This window comes from Clostridium thailandense, assembly GCF_019207025.1.
Classification (GTDB): Bacteria; Bacillota; Clostridia; order Clostridiales; family Clostridiaceae; genus Clostridium_AM; species Clostridium_AM thailandense.
Map to the genome: position 1 here is coordinate 1 of NZ_JAEEGC010000016.1, position 20,501 is coordinate 20,501.

Sequence of the window (20,501 nt, forward strand, 5' to 3'; positions counted from 1 at the left end):
ATATGCCGGAGTGTAAGTTAATTTTCGGCCGTGTAACCCTATATGTTAATCTTCTTCTACCAAATATAGAAGGTTATCTTCTATATTATAAAATAGCGGTGCTATTAATATTTTAGGATATTTTAATCTCAATCTTTTTACTTCACTCAACAAAAAATCCATTTCATTTTCAATTTCAAACATTGGAGCAAAACTTGTAAAATGTTCCTCTGCCTTTTTTTCGTCCCAACCGGCATTTTCAACTAATCCCTTGATGAACCTTTCTTTTTTTGACATAAGATTTACCATTCCACAGTTATTGTGTCCTATCAAGGCTAAAGTTTTAACTCCTCCAATAGCAACAGCATATGACACCTTAAATTCACTATAACGCAGATTGCCTCCACCTGAACGAATAATATATGAAAAATTATTAGGAATATTAAGCTGTTTGCGGTTGTCCATGCACATTCCAATTAAAAGCTCTGCCTTATCATATTTCTTGAAAGGTTTTCCTAAATTATGGTATTGAAAAAGGCTCTCAATTGGAGTATCTTTATACTGTGAAAAAATTTCGTTTTCTTTTGACACTTTAACTAATTTACTCATACACTATCTATGCCGAATGTATAGATACTATAATATTCTTGATCCAAAAGCTTTGGTATACCTTTCATATATTATCTAACCTCGGTCATTTTCCTCCTTATAATATAGAAAATTTAAAATTATGTACTCAATTTTAACATATAAATTCAAATTATACTACTATATAAGATATTTATTAGCTCTTACTAAATTGTGAACTTCTAAAACTTTATATAAAAACTTATATTTTCTAAAGAAATCCATTCTTTTTTTATTTATTAAATACTAATATTTAATTTTTGTGCTATAATTCCTATATGTAATAATTTAAATAAATAATTAACATAATTAAAGTAGATCATGTAAGGAGTTGTTTACATGGAGAATAGCAATGATACAGGCAATGTTACTGTTTACGCAAAGAACTCATTGTCATATGAAAGAGCTAGAGCAAGACGAATTGTACTTAGAACTGCTGGGGACTATTTAGAATTTAATGAGCTTCTGAAAAGAGAATTAAATACATATGGAGAAAGACGAATATCACACATTTCAGAGGTAATACAATTAGTTAAAAATGTGTTATTAGAAATACGTGAAGATGCCAATTTAGAATACCTTCATTATTCAGATAATAAAATAACTATTTTAGACTATAACTTTGATCTTGAAAAAGGTGAACTAAGTTTAGCATTAATTAGGGACTCTGAAATCTGTAAACAAACTGTACCTTTTGGTAAATGTTCAGGCACATATATATGTGCTCATAACATAAAAAATGCTAAGTTGTTAACTATGAATATACCTTATTTAAATATACCTGGCTATACCATAAATATAATTTATTAAAGATAATTCTATAGAATTTATCCTGCAGGTAACCGTTCTAATACTCATATATTTTTCATGCTATGAGTATTAGAACGGTTATATTATTCTAGCCTATATATTAATTGAATATAGGTCTTTTCGTAATAAATGCTCCAAATATGGAACATAGTGGTGATTTTTCTTCTAGTTTCATAGTTTAAATATCTCTAATCTGTACAAACTGTAATTACATAAATAACATATTATGAATTTAAATTAAAAGGAGGAAATTTATTATGTCAAATAGAAGTAACAGAGCATTAGTTCCACAAGCTAAGAAAGGTTTAGATCAATTCAAAATGGAATCAGCTAGAGAAGTAGGGGTAAACTTAAAAGAAGGTTATAATGGAGATCTTACTTCAAGAGAAGCAGGATCAGTAGGTGGAAACATGGTTAAGAAAATGGTTGAATCTTATGAGCAAGGTCTTAAATAGTAAATAATTAAAAACAAAAGAGTCAAGTAGATATTTATACTACTTGGCTCTTCTATTTTTAATCTATCATGAGTTAATATACATACTTTCAATAAAGGATGTACCAATATTAGTTTTAAAATACTTCTGCTTAATTATCTGTATTTGTTTCTTTTCTATGGAATCTTCAAAAATATTAACAATAAAATCTGCTTCCACAAGAATTTGAAAATCGACGTCATCTATTTTACTATATGTATGATGGTTGCCTATCAAATAACTGACTCTGTCCATTAATTCTTTGCTTAAATTAAATTCTTTTAGAATATTGTATGCTACAGGAGGTCCCTCTAATTCCTGATATTTAGCTGCAGAAGAAGAATATTTTCTTTCACTTTCTTTAATTCCAATATCATGAAGAATAGCTGCTACTTCAAGAATTTTAAGCTTTTCTACTGAGATCCCTTCAAGTTCTCCTATACTTTTAGCAAATCCATGAACCTTCATTGCATGGTTTATTCTTTTTACATCACCATCGAAATACGATATCATATTACTTACAACACTACTTATAAAATCTGCCATATACTTTTTTCCTCCCTTAATATACTTTCATCTCCTGTAAAAAATCTAATGATCACCTAGTTTATTTGGATATTTCAAATATTCTTATTAATTAGTGAAATATACCTTTAACTCCAGCTAATAAAACTATAACTGCAAATATCATTCTATATATTGCAAATATTCTCATAGGTTTTCTCTTTAAGTAAGATATAAACTTATTTATTACTACTACAGCTACTATAAATGAAACTAAAAAGCCAATAGCAAGAGAAATTATTTCTGAAGATGTTAGGACAACTATACCACCAATCTTCATTATTTTCAAGAAACTCATACCTACCATAACTGGAATTGCAAGAAAGAAGGAGAACTCAGCAGCTGCAACAGTAGAAAGCCCTGATACCCAACCGCCTATAATTGTTGAAGCTGAACGTGACATTCCTGGGATTATAGCTAAACACTGAAATACGCCAATTATTATTGCCTGCTTTATTGTAACATCTTGATTCTTTGTCTTTATGTTATTTTTTCTAAATCTATTTTCAGCATATATCATCCATATAGCACCTAAAAACAAGGTTGCAGCTACCGAAACTGGATTAAATAGATATTTATCTGCCAAATCATCTAACAGTATTCCAAATATCCCCCCAGGTATGCAAGCTATAAATATCGTAAACCAAAATTTAAATCCTGACCTTTCATATCCAACTTTTTGTGGAAAAAAATTCACAATGGTTTCTTTTATTCTTTTAAAATAAAGTATAACCACTGCAAGTATTGCTCCAAGCTGTATCACATAAGTGTACATCTCAACATAGTTTGTATTTGTTCCTTTAAATCCTATCAAATTCTCAAAAATAACTAAATGTCCAGTTGAAGATACTGGTAGAAATTCTGTTATTCCTTCTACAACTCCTAATATTATAGACTTTATCATTAAAGAAATTAGTTCCATTGAATCACCCTTTCAATTTATTGTTTTAAATATTTATGCTTTTTTATTCTCTATATTTTATTATACATATTTATATATTTTACTCTATGTCATTTATCTTACAAACAGAACTTATAACTTACAATATAGTAAGATACTAATATATATAATGGTTCGTTCACAAAAATACTGTGACTGCTGCACTTATAGATAAACACACCAGACACTTAAGTCGCTGGTCTTTAAAACTTCATTTCTAAACAGGACTCTACAGAGATAAATATCACTTGCCGCTAAGTAACAGATATGATAAACTACAAAAGTAATTTCCACCTATAAGGTGGTAAGTATTTCGCATAATGGAGGTACTAATGAATTTAATATCCTTATTTGATGATAGAAAGTTTTTGAAAACTTTATTTAAACTTGCATTACCAATTGTACTTCAAAATTTAATACTTTCTTCCCTTAATCTCGTGGATACAGTTATAATTGGCGGTCTTGGTGAATATGCCATAGCTAGTGTTGGTATTGCTAATCAATATTTCTTTTTATTAAATTTAGTTCTATTTGGCATTGTTAGTGGCAGTTCTATATTTACTGCTCAATTTTATGGTGATAATGATATCCCTAACATTAAAAGAGTATTAGGTCTCTCTATTATAACTAGTGGAATTGCTGCACTTATATTCTCAATTGTAGGTTTTTTCTTTAATACTCAAATCTTAAGTATTTTTTCTACAGACAAGCTTGTTATAGCTATGGGTAGTGAATATTTGAGAATAATAGTTTTTAGCTATGTTATTACTGCGGTGACTTTTTCCTATTCCTTTACCTTAAGAAGTATAGGTCAAGTTAAACTCCCCATGATTATAAGTACTATAGCACTGGCAGTAAATACAATACTTAATTATTTACTTGTTTATGGTTATCTTGGTATGCCTAAACTTGGAACCAATGGTTCTGCTATAGCTACACTTATAGCTAGAATTGTTGAACTAGTTCTAATGCTTACTGTTGTATACTCAAAAAAACTTATCATAGCTGCTAAATTTAGAGAACTTTTAGATTTATCTCTCGATTTCATAAAGAATTTCTTTAAAGTAACTGCTCCTGTGATTTTAAATGAATCTATGTGGTCACTAGGAGTTAGTATGTATGCCGTTGTTTATGCAAGAATGGGCACTGAGGTAATAGCTGCTACTAATATATCTGCTACTATTGAAAGACTTACTTGGGTAATATTTATGGGACTCGGCAGTGCTTGTGCTGTTATGATCGGAAATAAGATAGGTGAAGGTGATGAAAATGAAGCCTTTTTACTTGCTAAACGATTTATAATATTATGCCCTGCTCTTTCAACTTTGGCTGGTATGATAATATTTTTCACCTCTGGATGGACATTGTCAGTATATAAGGTTTCACCAACAGTATATAATTATGCTCATAATGTGTTAATGGTATTTTCTATATTTTTAGTTACAAAAGTTGTTAATTATGTAAGTATAATTGGGATTTTTAGAAGTGGCGGAGATACAAAATTTTGCTTAATCTTAGACACTGGCGGTGTTTGGCTAATAGGCGTACCTCTCGTATTTTTAGGTGGGCTAATTTTAAAATTGCCAATTCATTTAGTTTATGTTTTAGTTTATGTAGAAGAAGTAGTAAAACTTATGTTTTGTATACCAAGAATTTTTTCTAAAAAGTGGATTAATAATTTAACTGTTAAATCATAAAAATGTTAAACATTTTTAGAGGACAGAGGACAATTGACATAGGACAATGATTGAGTTCATCTATACAGAGAATGAAACCAGAAAATTGACTTGTTCGGAGGGATATGTTACCAGAACTGAAGGCACATATAAAAACTTTTTTATCAATCTTAGCGAAGTATTTTAGAAAATCTTAGAGACTTTGATATGTTTGAGGTACGAGTTTATCAAAGGTTCTTAGATTTTAATGAAACTCCGCTTCCTTATGTCAGATGAGTAAGCGACTATCACAAAATCAAAGATTTTGGATATCTGCTTAAATACTGAGCTTTAGATTGATTAAAAGCTTTTATAGTGCTGAAGTCTGGTAAGATAGCCCGCAGAACAAGTCAACTTTCGGCTGTTCATCTCTATAAAACTCTACCTTGCAGCCCCTCTTCCAGCTCTAAGGTAAGCTCTATCCATCTCCTTATCCTTCTGCTTCTTCCATGCATGAAGTACCAATGCTAAAGTAACAACTCCATAAGATACGAACATTCTAAAATATTCACCTATCATAGCCTGTCCTGTTATGTTTTTACCTGCCATTGGCATAATCACAAACATTAAATGAAATAAAGCAGTACCAATAAGTGCATTTGGTATAGTCGCCTTGCTTACGGTAGCACCACCTACAAGTAATGAAGCAGCGGCAAACAGTGCTGCTTGATCTGTTCCATTATAGGTATTTAAGGTTCCTATGTTCTGCAAATATATAATTTGGCCATAACAAGCAAGTACTGTAGAAATTATGATTGATTGTATACGAGTTTTTTCTACCTTTATACCTGCTGTTCCTGATACTATCATATCTTGTCCTACAGCTCTCATATTCTGTCCAAGTTTAGTCTTTCTAAACCATACGGTAAACACACATATTATACCAATAAATAAGAATGTTCCCATTGGTACAGCTACTCCTCCTATATTAACCAGAAGCAACTTATCAAATCCACTGGACGTATCCAAATTTATAGCATTTCTGATACCATAACCTCTTGAAAGAACCAGCGTATGACTTTTTATAGGTATTATAGATCCGCATATATATAATAGAAAAAATTGATATATTCCTGATATAAAAAAACCCAGCATCATGGAAGTAATCATTTCACGTCCCTTTGCTCTATTTAAAACAGCACCACAGAAATATCCTAGAACTATTGCAATAGGAGTGCCTATTACCATAGCTAACATAAGGCCTGGAGCCCCTTTAATACCCCAGTCTGTTATAAATATTAATCCTATCTGTCCCGCCATTGCACCTAAAATCATTCCAAAGTTGATTCCCATACCTGCCATTACAGGTAATAAAAGTGCTAATACTAAAAATGAGTCTCTTGAAAGACGAGTAACAATCTCCCTAACAAGATATATTCCACTAAATTTTGAAATAGGTATTGCTATTATACTGATTAGTAAAAACATAATTGGAACAGCGCTGCTAGTTAAAAGTTTTTTCATATCTTGATTACTAAGTTTCATATTTCTACCTCGCTTTCCTGGTAAGAGCATATACTATCATTCCGTTTGATACAATAATCCTTATAACTTCGGAAACATCTATGCTAATTGCGCTATTAATTACCGAAGGTGTCATTGTAAGTATTCCTTGGAATAATATAGTTCCTATAACAACATTGACAATAGAGGCTTTATTTACAGAAGCTCCGCCAAGAAGTATAGCTGCAACTGTTGGGAATGCAAATGCCTGTGGGGCACCATACAGTTGTACAAAGCCAAAACTCTGTGCATAAACAATCATTCCTATAGCTGCAAGCACAGTTGAAAAAACGACGGATACAGTTCTCATGTTATCTACATTGATACCTGCAGCCCTTGCAAATTCTGGGTTAGACCCAACTGCAGTTATTGCAGTACCAATTTTAGTTCTAAAGAATCCCCATACTAACAAACTCATAAAAATGAAAAACAATATCATTCCAGTTGGAATTACAAAATTCTTTGTTACTTTTATGCTTAAAAAATTACTAATCTGATGAAACCAATACTCTTGAATACTTATAGTTACACGAAGTCCTTCTCCTTTAAAACCCTGCACACTTGCTGGATTTTTAAAAGGAAGTATAATCCACATCATATTCATGAAGAATACAAAGGAATATCCTACATAAGTAGCGATAATCATTTCATCTCCCTTGACCTTATTTAACAGTATGGCATATACATATCCAAAAACTACTGCTATGATCATAGCAATTACAAAAGCTACTGTTATTCCAATTATCCCTACAAGCTTAAATTCCAAGCTTATAACTGCACCTAAAAGTCCTGCAACCAATCCTACTGGAATACCAAAATTCAAGCCACATCCGGACTGTATCATAGGTACCATAGCCAAAACAAGAACGGCATTCATTCCGAAACGAACTATAACATCATTAAGTGACATATCTGTTTTAACACCAAAAAACGGTCCTGTAATAAATAATGCTACCAAAAACAATCCTATAATAATACGAGGCCATCCAAAATTCTTTATAAAACCTTTAATCTGCATCATAGCTTAACACCTTCTTCGCTCAAATCATATTGACCTGACATAAGCAATCCGAACTCTGCAGCTTCAGCATCCGGCGATAAAATTCCTGATACCTTACCTTCACTTACAATAGCAATTCTATTGCATATAGACCTTAGTTCTTCAAGCTCTGATGAGACCATTACAATTGTAGTATTATTTTCCTCATTGTATCTTCTTAGTGCATCAAGCACAAGTTTCTTTGCACCTACATCTATACCTCTAGTAGGCTCAGATACAAACAAAAGAGTTGGCTCAAGTGCAAAAGCCTTAGCAATACATACCTTCTGTTGGTTACCCCCAGAAAGCTGTCTAGTAAACTGCTTTTCACTTGTACATTTTATTTCTAAAGACTTAATGTATTCTTGCGCACATTCTTTCATGGCTTTATCATCACGCCATTTTATTAAACCACCTAATAACTTTTTAAGAAACTTTTCTTGAACCTGCATTGCATCAAAAGCAATATTCCAATCAATAGGCTCATCTAATAAAAGGCCTATACCTCTACGATCCTCTGATACAAAGGCTAAACCACTTTTTAGTGCATTAAAGGTTGAGTTTAGCGGCAATGGCTTACCATTAAAGACAACTTCTCCTTCTCCTGGAAACAAACCTAATATACCATTTGGTATGCCAAGCTTACCTTGTCCAGCCAATCCACCTATTCCAAAAATTTCACCTCTTTTAACGCTAAAGCATACATCTTTTACTGTTTCTCCTGGCATATCCACCCAAAGATTTTTTACTTCCAGGATAACATCCTTATTGCTATCAGTGGTATCTACATTTTTTACAGATGCCGCTTTTTTATTGTCAACCTCTCTTCCTACCATCCATTCAGCAATCTGTCTTATACTTACACCTTCGACTGGTTTTTCAACTACAACCACGCCATCTCTTAGTACTACTAATGTATCACAGGCTGCTGTAATTTCATGTAATCTATGTGAAATAAAGATAATAGAAACACCCATATCCGCAAGTTTTCTCATGGATTTCAAAAGTATTTCTGCCTCTGATTCAGTTAAAACAGCTGTTGGCTCATCTAATATAAGTAATTTAACTTTTTCTCTATCAATCTCCCGTGCAATTTCAATAAACTGCTTATGTCCAACAGGCATTTCTGAAACAAGGGTATCAGGATCAAGATGTACCCCTAAGGTTTCTATTGCCTTTTTTGCACTCTTTTTCATCTCATTCATATCAATAGTCTCTAAATTTTTACCAAATATCTTTGATATTACGTTAGATTTAGTCTTTTCCATATTAAGCAGTATATTTTCTGTGGTTGTAAACCCAGGTATAAGAGAAAACTCCTGGTGTACCATTCCAATTCCTGCTTTTAAAGCATCCATAGGACTTTTAAAGCTTGTTTTTTCGCCATCTAAATAAAATTGGCCTTCATAGCCTCCTGTTTCTGCAATAACAGTCATTCCAAAAAGTATTTTCATAAGTGTTGATTTTCCTGCCCCATTTTCTCCTACTAGAGCTAATATTTTCCCCTTCTCCAGTGAAAAATTAATATCTTTTAATACCCTATTACCATCAAATTGTTTGCCGACATTTTCAACCTTTAACAATAAATTATTATTTGACAATTATTTCACCTCTTATCATGCAAAGCAATGTATTAATTATAATTATTAAGGAAACGGCCTTTTACCAGCCGTTCCTTATATTCTAGTAATTATTTCATTTTCTTATATTTATCAGGTACTACTTCCTTTGTCTGACCTAAATAACCCTTTCCAAAAACATAAGTATCTTGATATAACATAACGTGGTTTTTCTTTTCTGTTCCAGTTGCTCTATCAATATAGTATGAACCGTTCCATGCTGCTCCTGGAGTAGATTTTTCATAGCAAGCCATTAAATCTTTAAAAGAATCCTTCTGTGCTTTGCCTTCAATTATTCTCTTTGCATATTCAGCAAGAGCCTCTGTTGAAGCATAGTTATATGAATAAGCCCATGTTCCCATTCTTCCGCTGCCGCCTTTTTCAATTACAGTCTTTTCAACTTTTTTAAGTATTTCAGGCCAATTCCCAGCTTCAGCCTTAAGATCAATTCCGAATGCTCCTGGATATCCCATTATTGGAGATGGAAGATCTGGCTCTACAAATATTGCACCAAGTTCAGCTACTTTCTTTAAAAGAGGTTCTGTCTGCGCATCGTTTGTACAGAAGAAAGCAGTATCTTTTCCATACTTTTGTACCCATGCTGGCATTTTTTCAAGTATGAATTGTTGTGCACCTGGAATTCCAACGTCACTCATTGGATCTGGGGCTGTTTCAAAAGCAAAAGTCAATCCCAAATCCTTACAAGCTTGTTCCATTATAGTTTTTCTCGCAGATAAAAGCTCAATACTCATATGTCTTGGGAAGGAAATGTGAACAAATGTCTTTGCTCCCATTTTCTTTGCTGCAAGGATCATTAAGTAGCCACGGTTTATATTGTCTACATTTACTACTAAATCCGAAGCCGCTTCTACCATGTTAGTATCTTCCTGTGGTTCCCCAGCAAATAAAAGTATATCTGGTCTTTTTTCTCTTATCTTTTTAAAAGCTGCAACTGTACCAGGAACTGATTGGTTAACAACGATAGCTTTCATATCTGGATCGTCAGCAAGTCCGGCAATCTGAGCTATAGTAGTTTCCTGTTCCTGCATAAAGTTATCAGGATAAGTAACATGTTTTACTATTCCACCCTTTTCTACATCCCCATATTCTTTGATAAATGCTTCCGCTCCACGCAGTTCATCTTCTGATTGGGATACGGTACCTGTTACTATACCAATGTGAGCTTTGGATTTTTTAGCACCTGAGTCATTGCTGCTTGTGCTGCTTGAGCCTCCGCATCCAACTAAACCTAATGCCATTGTTGCTGTGATAATTAATGCTAGTACTTTTTTCAAATTAGTCCCCTCCTAATAATATCTTTTTATATTAGTTTGAAAAGCCCAGCTTTTCAATTACTAATCGCATCCAGATACCTACTACCGATACTTAACTTATTCTCCAAGATATATTAAGCGTCTGACTCGTTTATATATAGATATCTTTTTTGTATTAATCTATTTACATTGGGTTATACTTTAAGTATTCCTCCAATATTTCCATATTCCTATTTTTATAACATTTTTCTCTGAACTTTTTTCTGTATAGCAATAACATTTTAACGCAGTAAAAAATCTCCTATTTTGATTATGAAAGAAATTTTAACTATTTCATTCATATTAAAAATAGGAGATTTTTGTATTTTAATTAAAATAGTTTATAGAGAATGTAAGTCTACTTTCAATCGTACACCTCTATACAACTTTTGAAGACAACATATATTTATTTTTAGGTCTCCCCATCTGTCCATAAATAGGAACAATTTCTATATACTTCTGTTCCGTTAAATACTGTATATATCTATGTACAGTTTGATATGCAAGATTTAAAGCTTTTGATATTTCATCTATTGTAAGTCCTTCCTTTTGTTCCTTTAAATAATCACATATAATGCTCAAGGTGGCAGGTCCAATACCTTTCTCAATAAAAACCTGCTGCTTATCTTCTATATATTTTTGCTGCATCTCATTAATCCTCAAATTTACTTTTATCCTAGAAATAAGATCTGGATATCTAATAGGTTTTATTGCAAAATCAGTAGTACCAACCGCTATAAACTTTTCTGCAATTTCCTGTCTTTCATCAACAGTAAGTACCAATATTGATATAACACTATCAATTTCTCGAATTTTCTTCACTGTAGTTAATCCGTCCCAATCTGGCATATGATAGTCAACTATTGCCAAATTAGCTCCATGTTTTTTACATAACTCATATCCGAGTCTAGCATTTTGAGCTATAATAGGCTCCCATCCTCCATGTAGGCAGATTTCTTTAATAGTATATTGAATATCTGGCTCATCATCAATAATAACAATTTTTTTACTGCTCATAATCTTGTTCATGTTAACCTCCTCTTAGTTTCCATACTTATAAGTTATTAATATTACATTTCTGCTTTAATCAAATACTTTCTATAACTATAAATATACTTTTATCTAATAAATTTTTTAACATACATTTATACTAAGATATATTTTAAATTTCTGGAAGAAATACAATTACAACTGTTCCTTTGTCAACCTCACTTATTATTTCTATTGTACCTTCATTATCTTCTATTACCTGTTTTGCGAAAGGAAGTCCTAATCCCGATGTCTTGTTTGTAGAATATCCTATTTCAAATATCTTTTTAAGTTCTGATTCTTTAATTCCTATTCCGTTGTCTTTAACAATTATATAAATCCCTCTGTCATCAGACCTCACCTCAAAGTCTATATGTTTATATGTACATTTATAAGGAGCTACAATAGCATTTTCTAATATATTTATAACTGCTCGTGCTACTCTAATCTTATTAACACATATATAAGGAAGTACATCTGCAATTTTTATGTCAATCTTAATTGAATCATCCTCCAAAGGCAGCTGTGCTCTTATATAACTTATTAACTCAGATGTATGCAGTTTCTGTTTAGAGGTATCATACAGAAAACTTGAAATCATCTCACTCATTTTGCTTGCAGCTCCCTCTATGCGTTCACTATATTCTTGAAGCTTTTTTTCATTTTGTGTTACAGCTATTAAAGAATTCAATCCCTGTATTGTAACAAGTGGTGTTTTCAAGTCATGCACTAAAGATTTAACTTCCTTAAGTATCCTATTTTCTAATACTTTTGCCTTCATGCTCTGTATTTCATTTTCCTTTTTATAATTCTCCCTAATTATTTTTATATTTACTATGTGACTAATAAATAAAGCTGCAGTAACAAAAGCTGAAAATATGAAGGGTATAAAAAAAGCAAAACCTGTGAAATTTAAAACTGATTCAGCCTTCAGATACATTCCTGCTATTTTAATGCTGCATGGAATATCACTTTTGCCAATATAATATGGTGAAAACATAGGCATTATGTTTAACCATTGAAATGCAAAAAATACTTGAATGGATACAATAGAAATATGAAGAAATCCATTTCTTTCAAAAAACAACTTTTGAAAAGCAATTAAAGCGATAATTAATGAGAATATTGTTGTAACAGGTTCCCAAGGTATATCAAATATCAGCCAACTTATCATATGAAGAAAAATCACAATAACAAAAGAAATACTAAATGCCTCTAACTTATTAAAAAACATCCCACATTTTCCATAATACACAATAAGTATTGATCCTAAAAATAAAAAAGTGCTCTGCATTGCATACAAAAAGCTCATAGACGCTGCTGCAAGTATCAAAATTCCACTATCTCCAACCTCTATAGCCTTTCTAATCTTAAATATGATTTCAAACCAGGCTCCTTGAGTAATAAACGAATTCGATAAACCAATTACTAACAAAATGCTAGCTAAAATAAAAATCTTGTACTTTTTAATATTACATTCTATCATAGAAAACCTCTCTAAAAATAGTAGAGTCGCATAAACTAAATATGAGTTTTACCTAAACGCAGACGAAAAGGGCTCTATTATATCACTTACTGTGTTTATAAGAGTTAACGGTATTTTACTGCTTCTGGCAGCTTCTGATAAAAAATTATCGTAATTAGCTTCTTTTGTTCCTATTAGGTAATTTGTTTGAGGGCAGATAATACTTAGCAATTCATCAGTGCTCTTATCACGCCGTTCTTTTCCACCCATATATACTGTTATTACAACTAGCTTTTCTTTTTTCGCTTCTTTAAGGAGTTCTCCAACCCGCTTTTTTTCATCTTCAACATTTATCCTATTAAGTTTTTCACCAAGAGGACTTGTTCCAACAACTACTACAATGGTATTTATTCCTTTTAAATCTGACATTTTCGCTTGAGGCATAAAATAATTGTGGATCATTAATTTATTTGCAACATCATTTATAATGTAAGCTTCTGTGCTTTGTCCTGCTGAGGTTATTAGTACATATTCCTTTGCTATAGGATTAGGCAAGCTAGGAAGTAAAAGAACATTGATTTCCTTTCTTTTCTCAAAGATTTTACTATTTATTGTTACAAATATCATGAAAATAACTATTATAGTCAATATAAAAGATTTTAGTTTCATATTTTCCTTCCTCTGCATATCACTGTTTAATATCGACACTTTCTAGAGATTCTACTCCTGTAATATAGGGTGAATAGCCTTCAACGTATAAGCTTGTGGCTACTACTGGCATTGTATGAGCTAGCGGAATTGCCGGCATATCATAGTTAACAATCCCCAAAAGTTTTTTATAAAGATTTTTTCTAAATACCATATCATTGGTTTCTCTAGCTTGGGTGAGTAAAGTATCTATTTCTTTATTTTTATAAAAAGAATAATTACTAGCTATCCCTAACTTTGCATTGTCAGATGATAACAAAGTGTTAAGAAAATTATCTGGATCAATATTGTCTCCAGTCCAACCAATTAGGGCAAGTTCATGTTCTCCATTCCTTATACGCTTTAAGTATTCGTCCCAGCTGTATGTTTTAATATTGACTTCGATATTCACTTTTTTTAGACTTTCTTTAATGTATTGTGCTACTTGTAAAGGTCTTGGAAAATAATTTCTAGAGCATTCCATAACTTCCAATGTAGTTTTAAACCCTTGTGGGTATCCAGCCTCTTTTAAAAGTTCTATAGATTTTTCAATATTATACTCAATTGGCTCTATACTTTCATTATACCCTGGAAACATAGGTGGAATAAAAGTTTTCGCCGGTTTTGCAATATTGTCAAAGGCTTCTTTTATCAATTCATCTTTATTTATAGCATAACTTATCGCGGTTCTAACTTGTCTATTATTAAAAGGAGTTTTCTCGTTATTCATAGCCATATATCCTACGTTAAAGCATGGTCTTAAAAATAGCTGCAGTTTACCATCTCTTTCCGCTGTGAGTGTATCATCTGGGCTTAAGTTATCAGCAATGTGTATTGTTCCTTTCTTTAATTGATCTAACCTGTCTTTTCCTAAGGGAATAACTTTAAATTCTACTTCATCGACTTTTGCATTAGTATACCAATATCCATTATTACGCACTAGAAGAATATTATCATTAGGATTCCAACTTTTAAAACAAAATGGTCCTGTTCCAACAGGATGCTTGTACACTTCAGTTCCATATTTTTTTATTGCCTCAGGACTCTCGATACTAAATATAGGCATTGTAAGTGTGCTTAAAAATGGAGCATACGGCTTGGAAAGCTTTATTTCAACAGTATAATCAGATAATGCAACAACACTCTTAACAAAACCCGGAAAACCACCAAATACATAATTCCAGTAGCTAAACTGTCCTTTATGATAAGGATTATTTATATCCATCCACCTTTGAAAATTAAATACTACTGACTGCGCATTAAAATCTGTTTCATCATGAAATTTAACTCCTTGGCGCAATTTAAATACCCATGTCAATCCATCTTCACTGCATTTCCAATCAACTGCAAGACCGGGCTTTATCTCTTTTCCTTCCCTTTCATATTTAACTAGTGTTTCAAATATATTAGCCGTTACTTTAATAGAATCTATATCTGTCATATTAGAAGGATCTAATGTTATAGCATCACTGGAGCGACCTACAACAAGTCTTTTAACTGTATCAGATCGATGAAACGAACCGAAAACACTGCCATTCTTAGTTTTAATTTTACTGCTATAATTTAGTACAGTAATGAAGGAACATATAACTATAAAAAGCATTGTGATTATTTTATATTGCTTTTTCACTTTTTTCCCTCCAATTGTTGATTTTATGTATCAACAGTATAAAAGATACGGTGTATTAACTAATATTGTAATTTATATTATTAAAAAAATCAATTTTTTTGCAATATTTAAACTCTAAACTTTCATATAATTAAATATTGTTACTTCTTCAGTTTTATTTTGCTATAATCTTATATTCAACAACAATTATATTAAAATAATAGTAATACTTTTATGTAACTATACTTCAAAAAAAGAATACAATGTATTGTACACAATCATAGAATATTTAATAAATCTCATTTAAAAAATCTTGTATTAATTAACATATAATTAACACAGGAAAATTTATGACAAAATATATGAAAATATTGTTGATATTTGCAAGTTATTATGCTATTATACTTTTCAGTTATAATTATTCTGTGATGTGTATAATTACAATATTATAACTAAACTTCTTTACTAGTTTTTCATTATGGCTAGTGGAAGTTTTTTATTTTTTTAATAAATATATAGTAAAAAGGAGTTGTTACGGTGTGACAAAGAATGTTTTTGTTCAATTGTTAAATGTTTGTAAGAGTTTTGATAAAGAGGAAGCAATAATAAAAAATTTAAACCTCGATATCAAGAAAGGCGAATTTTTAACTCTGCTTGGACCAAGTGGTTGTGGAAAAACGACTACCTTAAGAATGATTGCAGGTTTTGAAATACCCACTAATGGTAGTATCATTATTGATGAAGAAAATGTTACTACTAAACCGCCTTATCAAAGATGTGTAAATACTGTGTTTCAAAATTACGCTTTATTTCCACATATGAATATTTTTGACAATATAGCCTTTGGACTTAATATGAAAAAGACACCTAAAAATGAAATTAAAGATAAGGTATATGAAATGTTAAGAATGGTCCAACTTGATGGCTATGAAAATAGGATGCCCTCACAGTTAAGTGGTGGTCAAATGCAGCGTGTAGCTATTGCAAGAGCTGTAGTAAATAGCCCAAAAGTTCTCCTTTTAGATGAGCCCTTAGGTGCTCTTGATTTAAAACTTCGCAAACAGATGCAATTAGAACTTAAGCATCTTCAAAAAATGCTCGGCATAACCTTTATATTTGTAACACACGACCAAGAAGAGGCACTTACAATGTCTGATAGAATAGTTGTTATGAATAATGGAATTATAGAGCAGGTTGGTACACCTGAAGACCTTTATGAAAAACCGAAAACTAAATTTGTAGCTTCCTTTTTAGGAGAGACAAATATACTTGAGGGACAAGTCTTCAAATTAAAAGAAACTGAAGTTTTACTTCAACTTGAACAGGAAGATGATATAATTAGAATACCTAATCTGAACTATGATTTAGGTGATAAATTCACTGTTTCTGTAAGACCTGAAAGAATTAAAATAAAAGAAAACCCTGAAGATGGAGATGTATGGCTCCAATGCAAATTTAAAGAGAAAATATATATAGGTTCAAATATAAAAATAGTAATGCTTCTTAAAAATGGTAAAGAAATTGTAGTAAATGAACCAATAGGACAAAACTTCGAATTTTTAGATAAAAATAAGAATTGTTTTGTAACCTGGAAACCTGATCACACTATAGTTATTAAGGCATAAGGGGGATAGGTACATGGAAAATAAAGTGTCAAAAAACCCCATTTTAAGATATTTAACTACTATTGTTCCTGCGGTACTTTGGATGTTTGTATTTTTTGTGCTGCCCCTTTTTCTAATAGTAGTGGTAAGTTTTTGTACAAGAGGTAATGTTGGAGATATCGTTTATAAATTCACATTTTCTAACTATGCAAAACTTTTAAACCCTCTTTATATTGATATATTTATAAACTCAATTCTTATTGCAGTTTATACTACTTTGTTATGCTTATTATTTGGATATCCTTTTGCATTTATTATTGCAAACTCAAATAAAAAATTAAAACCATTATTTCTTCTGCTTATAATACTTCCATTTTGGACTAACTCTTTAGTTAGAACCTATGCAATGATAGTATTGTTAAGATCTGAAGGTATTATAAACACATTGCTTTTACATTTTGGACTAATAAAAACACCACTTCACTTAATGTATAACAATACGGCAGTTATGATTGGTATGCTTTATATGATGTTCCCATTTATGGTATTGCCTTTATATACCTCTATAGAAAAACTTGATAAAAGAATATTAGATGCTGCCTCTGATCTTGGCGCAGGACCAGTAAGAAAATTTTTAAAGATAACCCTTCCTCTTACAAAAGGAGGTATCTTATCTGGATCTCTTTTGGTTTTTGTTCCAACCCTTGGTCTCTTTTTTATAACTGACCTTATGGGTGGAAGTAAGGTAGTTCTTATGAGTAACCTTATCAAAAATCAATTTCTTACAGCAAGGGATTGGCCTTTTGGGTCTGCTATATCAGTTATATTAATAATTGTCATGGTCGCAGTTATTTCTTACAACTCAAAATTTGGCGGCAAGAAAGATAAAAAGGAGGTATTATAGCAGTGAAAAAAAGTAAAATGACATTTTTAAAGTTCTTTTATATGCTTTTAGTATTCATGTTCTTATATATACCTATTATGATACTTATTGGATTTTCATTTAATACCTCTAAGCTAAATATAGTATGGACAGGATTTACTTTTAAGTGGTACGGAAGCTTGCTTCATAATGTAGGAATACTTGAAGCCGTTAAAAACTCCTTTATTGTGGCTGTGATAAGTACAATTTTGTCCGTTATCATCGGAACCTTGTGTGCTGTTGGAATGTACAGATATAAATTTAAAGGAAAAGGAATCGTTGATTCTATATTATATATACCACTTGTTATTCCTGAAATAGTTATGGGGATATCTCTCCTTGCCTTTTTTGCAATTGTAAAAATCCCGCTTGGAAAGATAACTTTAATTATTGCACATGTAACCTTTTGTATAGCTTACGTTGTTGCAGTAGTGAAAACAAGACTTGATGGCTTTGATAAGTCTGTAGAAGAAGCAGCTATGGATCTTGGAGCTTCTCCCCTTCAGACCTTCCTATATGTAACTCTGCCGATTATAATGCCTGGTGTTATTGCTGGAGGTCTTTTAGCCTTTACATTATCCTTAGATGATGTAATTATAAGCTTTTTTGTTGCGGGGCCTGGCAGTGTAACTTTACCATTAAAAATTTTTTCAATGGTAAAATTCGGAGTGACCCCAGAAATCAATGCGCTTTCAACATTAATAATTCTGTTCACAATGGCAATAATTGTACTTGCACTTATTATTAGAAATGCACATATCAGCATGAAAAAAGTAACTGCAATACTTACTTCAATTTTTGTTGTAGTTGGAAGTATTGGCGGCGGATTATTTGCTTTTGCTAAAAATAACAGCGAACCTCAGCAGGTTTTAAATGTATTTAACTGGTCAGAATATTTACCTCAATCGGTAATTGATAAATTTGAACAAACCTATAATATTAAAGTAAACTACAGCACTTTCTCCTCTAATGAAGAAATGCTAGCAAAATTAATGGCCGGTGGCGGAAACTATGATGTAGCTGTTGCTAGTGACTTTATGGTTGAGATATTAAAAAAACAATCCCTGATTCAAGAAATAGATAGGAGTAATATTCCGAATTTAAGCAATATTGGACCACAGTTCTTAAATTTATCCTTCGACAAAGGCAATAAATACAGTGTTCCATATATGTACCTTGCAGGAATTATAGCCTATGATAGCTCAAAAATTCCAGAAGGTACTATTAAAGGATATAAGGATCTTTGGAAACCTGAACTTAAAGGTTCCTTGACTTTACTTGATGATGAGAGAGTTATAATTGGTATCACTCTTAAAAAACTTGGATATTCAATCAATGAGACTAGCCCTGAAGCTCTTGCCAGGGCAAAAGAAGAGTTAAAAAAACTCCAAGCAAATGTAAAGTCCTATGACAGCGACAGTCCTAAGACAACTCTTATAAACGGAGAATCAAAAGCTATTTTTGCCTGGGGTGCAGAAGGAAGTCTCGCAAAACGCGAAAACAAAAATGTTAAATATGTAATCCCAGAGGAAGGATTATTCCTACAGCAAGATAACTTCGTAATACCTAAAGGAGCCAAAAATATAAAGGCTGCAGAACTTTTTATGAATTTTATAATGGAACCAGAAATAAGCGCTGAAATTTCACATTACTTTCCTTATGGAAATCCTAACATGGCCGCACATCAATATATTGATAAAGATATACTAGACGATGAGGCCGTATATCCAAAAGATGCCGATATGAAGAAAGGTGAATACTTGAAAGATATAGGAAATTCAGTAACTCAGCTTGATAAAATATGGTCAGAGGTTAAACAATAATATAATCGTTCATAAATTTAAGTATCAATATACCAGTATAGTTCATATTATATAATAATATGAACTATATTTGTCTTAATATAGTTAAAATATTTTATGAAAGGAGTTAAGATGGATAAAGAAATATATGAAAATTATATTAAGAATTTTGATATTAATTTGTTAAACTGCAAATTTCTTGGTAAAGGCCATAATGGTATAGTTTATCTGCTTCCTGATGGGAAAGTAATTAAAATTTGCTTTGACCCCGAAAGCTGCGAAAAAGAATACTTAATACTTAAGAAAATAAATAAAAACAAATATTTTCCTCGAGTTTACTGTATGCTCGGAAACTATATGATAAGAGACTATGTTGATGGAGTAACACTAACTAATTATATAAAAATAAACGGCCTAGACAGAGAATTATCAATAAAAATACTTAATTTGCTTGAAGAGTTTAAAAGACTTAAATTTTCAAAAGAAGATATAAGATGCAAAGATATTATGGTCCAGCCAAATGGTTCTCTAATGGTAATAGATCCTAAAAAATTCTATTCCCAAAAAAGAGATTTTCCTAGGCATTTGTCTAAAGGTTTAGATAAACTTGGTGTACTTAATTTTTTCATGTCTATTGTTAAAGCTGAGAGACCTAATCTATATAAAAAATGGAATGAAAAAATAAATATATATTTAGTAGAAAGACAGCTAGAATATGCCCGTAAGTAATCTCTTATTTTTGCCGCCTATATATTGTAAATATGCTCTCATGTAAACCAATGTAGCAATGGACCAGCTTTT

The 20,501-nt window shown here is 31.6% G+C and carries 18 protein-coding genes; 7 read left to right on the forward strand and 11 right to left on the reverse strand.

The features are described from left to right. Positions 1 to 45: 45 nt before the first annotated feature. Positions 46 to 588: a carbonic anhydrase gene (locus I6U48_RS03540; protein WP_218319027.1), complete on the reverse strand. Its 543-nt coding sequence runs from the start codon at positions 586 to 588 to the stop codon at positions 46 to 48. 357 nt (positions 589 to 945) lie between these two features. Here I6U48_RS03540 and I6U48_RS03545 point away from each other — a divergent pair, with 357 nt between their 5' ends. After that, complete coding sequence (locus I6U48_RS03545; protein ID WP_218319028.1) at positions 946 to 1,416, forward strand: hypothetical protein; 471 nt, start codon at positions 946 to 948, stop codon at positions 1,414 to 1,416. Positions 1,417 to 1,673: 257 nt separating this feature from the next. Next, positions 1,674 to 1,871, forward strand: coding sequence for an alpha/beta-type small acid-soluble spore protein (locus I6U48_RS03550; RefSeq protein ID WP_218319029.1), 198 nt, complete (start codon positions 1,674 to 1,676; stop codon positions 1,869 to 1,871). A 66-nt stretch (positions 1,872 to 1,937) separates the two neighbouring features. Here the strand turns inward: I6U48_RS03550 and I6U48_RS03555 are convergent, their stop codons facing one another. Further along, positions 1,938 to 2,435 (reverse strand): HD domain-containing protein, encoded by a 498-nt coding sequence (locus I6U48_RS03555; protein ID WP_218319030.1) that lies wholly within the window; start codon positions 2,433 to 2,435, stop codon positions 1,938 to 1,940. Between the two features lie 91 nt (positions 2,436 to 2,526). Next, positions 2,527 to 3,375 carry an undecaprenyl-diphosphate phosphatase gene (locus I6U48_RS03560; RefSeq protein ID WP_218319031.1) on the reverse strand — a complete coding sequence of 283 codons (849 nt, stop codon included), beginning with the start codon at positions 3,373 to 3,375 and terminating at the stop codon, positions 2,527 to 2,529. 350 nt (positions 3,376 to 3,725) lie between these two features. On the opposite strand from I6U48_RS03560, the gene I6U48_RS03565 reads away from it, so the two are divergent. Continuing rightward, positions 3,726 to 5,090, forward strand: a complete 1,365-nt coding sequence (locus I6U48_RS03565; RefSeq protein WP_218319032.1) for an MATE family efflux transporter — start codon at positions 3,726 to 3,728, stop codon at positions 5,088 to 5,090. A 399-nt stretch (positions 5,091 to 5,489) separates the two neighbouring features. Here the strand turns inward: I6U48_RS03565 and I6U48_RS03570 are convergent, their stop codons facing one another. The 8 genes from I6U48_RS03570 to I6U48_RS03605 all read right to left on the reverse strand — a co-directional run bounded on the left by I6U48_RS03570 (position 5,490) and on the right by I6U48_RS03605 (position 15,393). Continuing rightward, entirely contained in the window at positions 5,490 to 6,593 is a 1,104-nt protein-coding gene (locus tag I6U48_RS03570) for an ABC transporter permease subunit (protein WP_218319033.1), read from the reverse strand. A 4-nt stretch (positions 6,594 to 6,597) separates the two neighbouring features. Beyond that, the gene (locus I6U48_RS03575; protein ID WP_376774521.1) at positions 6,598 to 7,632 is read right to left on the reverse strand and encodes an ABC transporter permease subunit; all 1,035 of its coding nucleotides are present in this window, start codon (positions 7,630 to 7,632) and stop codon (positions 6,598 to 6,600) included. Next, positions 7,629 to 9,251 (reverse strand): sugar ABC transporter ATP-binding protein, encoded by a 1,623-nt coding sequence (locus I6U48_RS03580; RefSeq protein WP_218319034.1) that lies wholly within the window; start codon positions 9,249 to 9,251, stop codon positions 7,629 to 7,631. The genes I6U48_RS03575 and I6U48_RS03580 overlap by 4 nt, the downstream gene beginning before the upstream one ends. An 89-nt stretch (positions 9,252 to 9,340) precedes the next feature. After that, positions 9,341 to 10,564 (reverse strand): DUF3798 domain-containing protein, encoded by a 1,224-nt coding sequence (locus tag I6U48_RS03585; RefSeq protein ID WP_376774522.1) that lies wholly within the window; start codon positions 10,562 to 10,564, stop codon positions 9,341 to 9,343. A 396-nt stretch (positions 10,565 to 10,960) separates the two neighbouring features. Then, on the reverse strand, positions 10,961 to 11,611 hold the full coding sequence (locus I6U48_RS03590) for a response regulator (RefSeq protein ID WP_246615187.1): 651 nt from the start codon (positions 11,609 to 11,611) through the stop codon (positions 10,961 to 10,963). Positions 11,612 to 11,744: 133 nt separating this feature from the next. Continuing rightward, positions 11,745 to 13,097 (reverse strand): HAMP domain-containing sensor histidine kinase, encoded by a 1,353-nt coding sequence (locus tag I6U48_RS03595; protein ID WP_218319035.1) that lies wholly within the window; start codon positions 13,095 to 13,097, stop codon positions 11,745 to 11,747. 48 nt (positions 13,098 to 13,145) lie between these two features. Further along, positions 13,146 to 13,745, reverse strand: a complete 600-nt coding sequence (locus tag I6U48_RS03600) for a DUF6305 family protein (protein ID WP_218319036.1) — start codon at positions 13,743 to 13,745, stop codon at positions 13,146 to 13,148. 19 nt (positions 13,746 to 13,764) lie between these two features. Then, positions 13,765 to 15,393: an ABC transporter substrate-binding protein gene (locus tag I6U48_RS03605; protein ID WP_218319037.1), complete on the reverse strand. Its 1,629-nt coding sequence runs from the start codon at positions 15,391 to 15,393 to the stop codon at positions 13,765 to 13,767. 518 nt (positions 15,394 to 15,911) lie between these two features. On the opposite strand from I6U48_RS03605, the gene I6U48_RS03610 reads away from it, so the two are divergent. The 4 genes from I6U48_RS03610 (at position 15,912) to I6U48_RS03625 (ending at position 20,429) form a co-directional block, all read left to right on the forward strand. After that, positions 15,912 to 16,997: an ABC transporter ATP-binding protein gene (locus I6U48_RS03610; RefSeq protein WP_218319038.1), complete on the forward strand. Its 1,086-nt coding sequence runs from the start codon at positions 15,912 to 15,914 to the stop codon at positions 16,995 to 16,997. A 13-nt stretch (positions 16,998 to 17,010) separates the two neighbouring features. Next, positions 17,011 to 17,880 (forward strand): ABC transporter permease, encoded by an 870-nt coding sequence (locus I6U48_RS03615; RefSeq protein ID WP_218319039.1) that lies wholly within the window; start codon positions 17,011 to 17,013, stop codon positions 17,878 to 17,880. A 2-nt stretch (positions 17,881 to 17,882) separates the two neighbouring features. Continuing rightward, positions 17,883 to 19,721, forward strand: coding sequence for an extracellular solute-binding protein (locus I6U48_RS03620; protein WP_376774523.1), 1,839 nt, complete (start codon positions 17,883 to 17,885; stop codon positions 19,719 to 19,721). A 111-nt stretch (positions 19,722 to 19,832) separates the two neighbouring features. After that, entirely contained in the window at positions 19,833 to 20,429 is a 597-nt protein-coding gene (locus tag I6U48_RS03625; RefSeq protein ID WP_218319040.1) for a protein kinase, read from the forward strand. Positions 20,430 to 20,501: the final 72 nt, after the last annotated feature.

Bases quoted from the DNA above. Each gene is read 5' to 3' on its own strand.
- I6U48_RS03555 (WP_218319030.1), bottom strand. From the start codon at position 2,435: ATGGCAGATTTTATAAGTAGTGTTGTAAGTAATATGATATCGTATTTC.
- I6U48_RS03565 (WP_218319032.1), top strand. From the start codon at position 3,726: ATGAATTTAATATCCTTATTTGATGATAGAAAGTTTTTGAAAACTTTA.
- I6U48_RS03625 (WP_218319040.1), top strand. From the start codon at position 19,833: ATGGATAAAGAAATATATGAAAATTATATTAAGAATTTTGATATTAAT.
- I6U48_RS03550 (WP_218319029.1), top strand. From the start codon at position 1,674: ATGTCAAATAGAAGTAACAGAGCATTAGTTCCACAAGCTAAGAAAGGT.
- I6U48_RS03575 (WP_376774521.1), bottom strand. From the start codon at position 7,632: ATGATGCAGATTAAAGGTTTTATAAAGAATTTTGGATGGCCTCGTATT.
- I6U48_RS03615 (WP_218319039.1), top strand. From the start codon at position 17,011: ATGGAAAATAAAGTGTCAAAAAACCCCATTTTAAGATATTTAACTACT.
- I6U48_RS03545 (WP_218319028.1), top strand. From the start codon at position 946: ATGGAGAATAGCAATGATACAGGCAATGTTACTGTTTACGCAAAGAAC.
- I6U48_RS03560 (WP_218319031.1), bottom strand. From the start codon at position 3,375: ATGGAACTAATTTCTTTAATGATAAAGTCTATAATATTAGGAGTTGTA.
- I6U48_RS03590 (WP_246615187.1), bottom strand. From the start codon at position 11,611: ATGAACAAGATTATGAGCAGTAAAAAAATTGTTATTATTGATGATGAG.
- I6U48_RS03600 (WP_218319036.1), bottom strand. From the start codon at position 13,745: ATGAAACTAAAATCTTTTATATTGACTATAATAGTTATTTTCATGATA.
- I6U48_RS03595 (WP_218319035.1), bottom strand. From the start codon at position 13,097: ATGATAGAATGTAATATTAAAAAGTACAAGATTTTTATTTTAGCTAGC.
- I6U48_RS03570 (WP_218319033.1), bottom strand. From the start codon at position 6,593: ATGAAACTTAGTAATCAAGATATGAAAAAACTTTTAACTAGCAGCGCT.
- I6U48_RS03540 (WP_218319027.1), bottom strand. From the start codon at position 588: ATGAGTAAATTAGTTAAAGTGTCAAAAGAAAACGAAATTTTTTCACAG.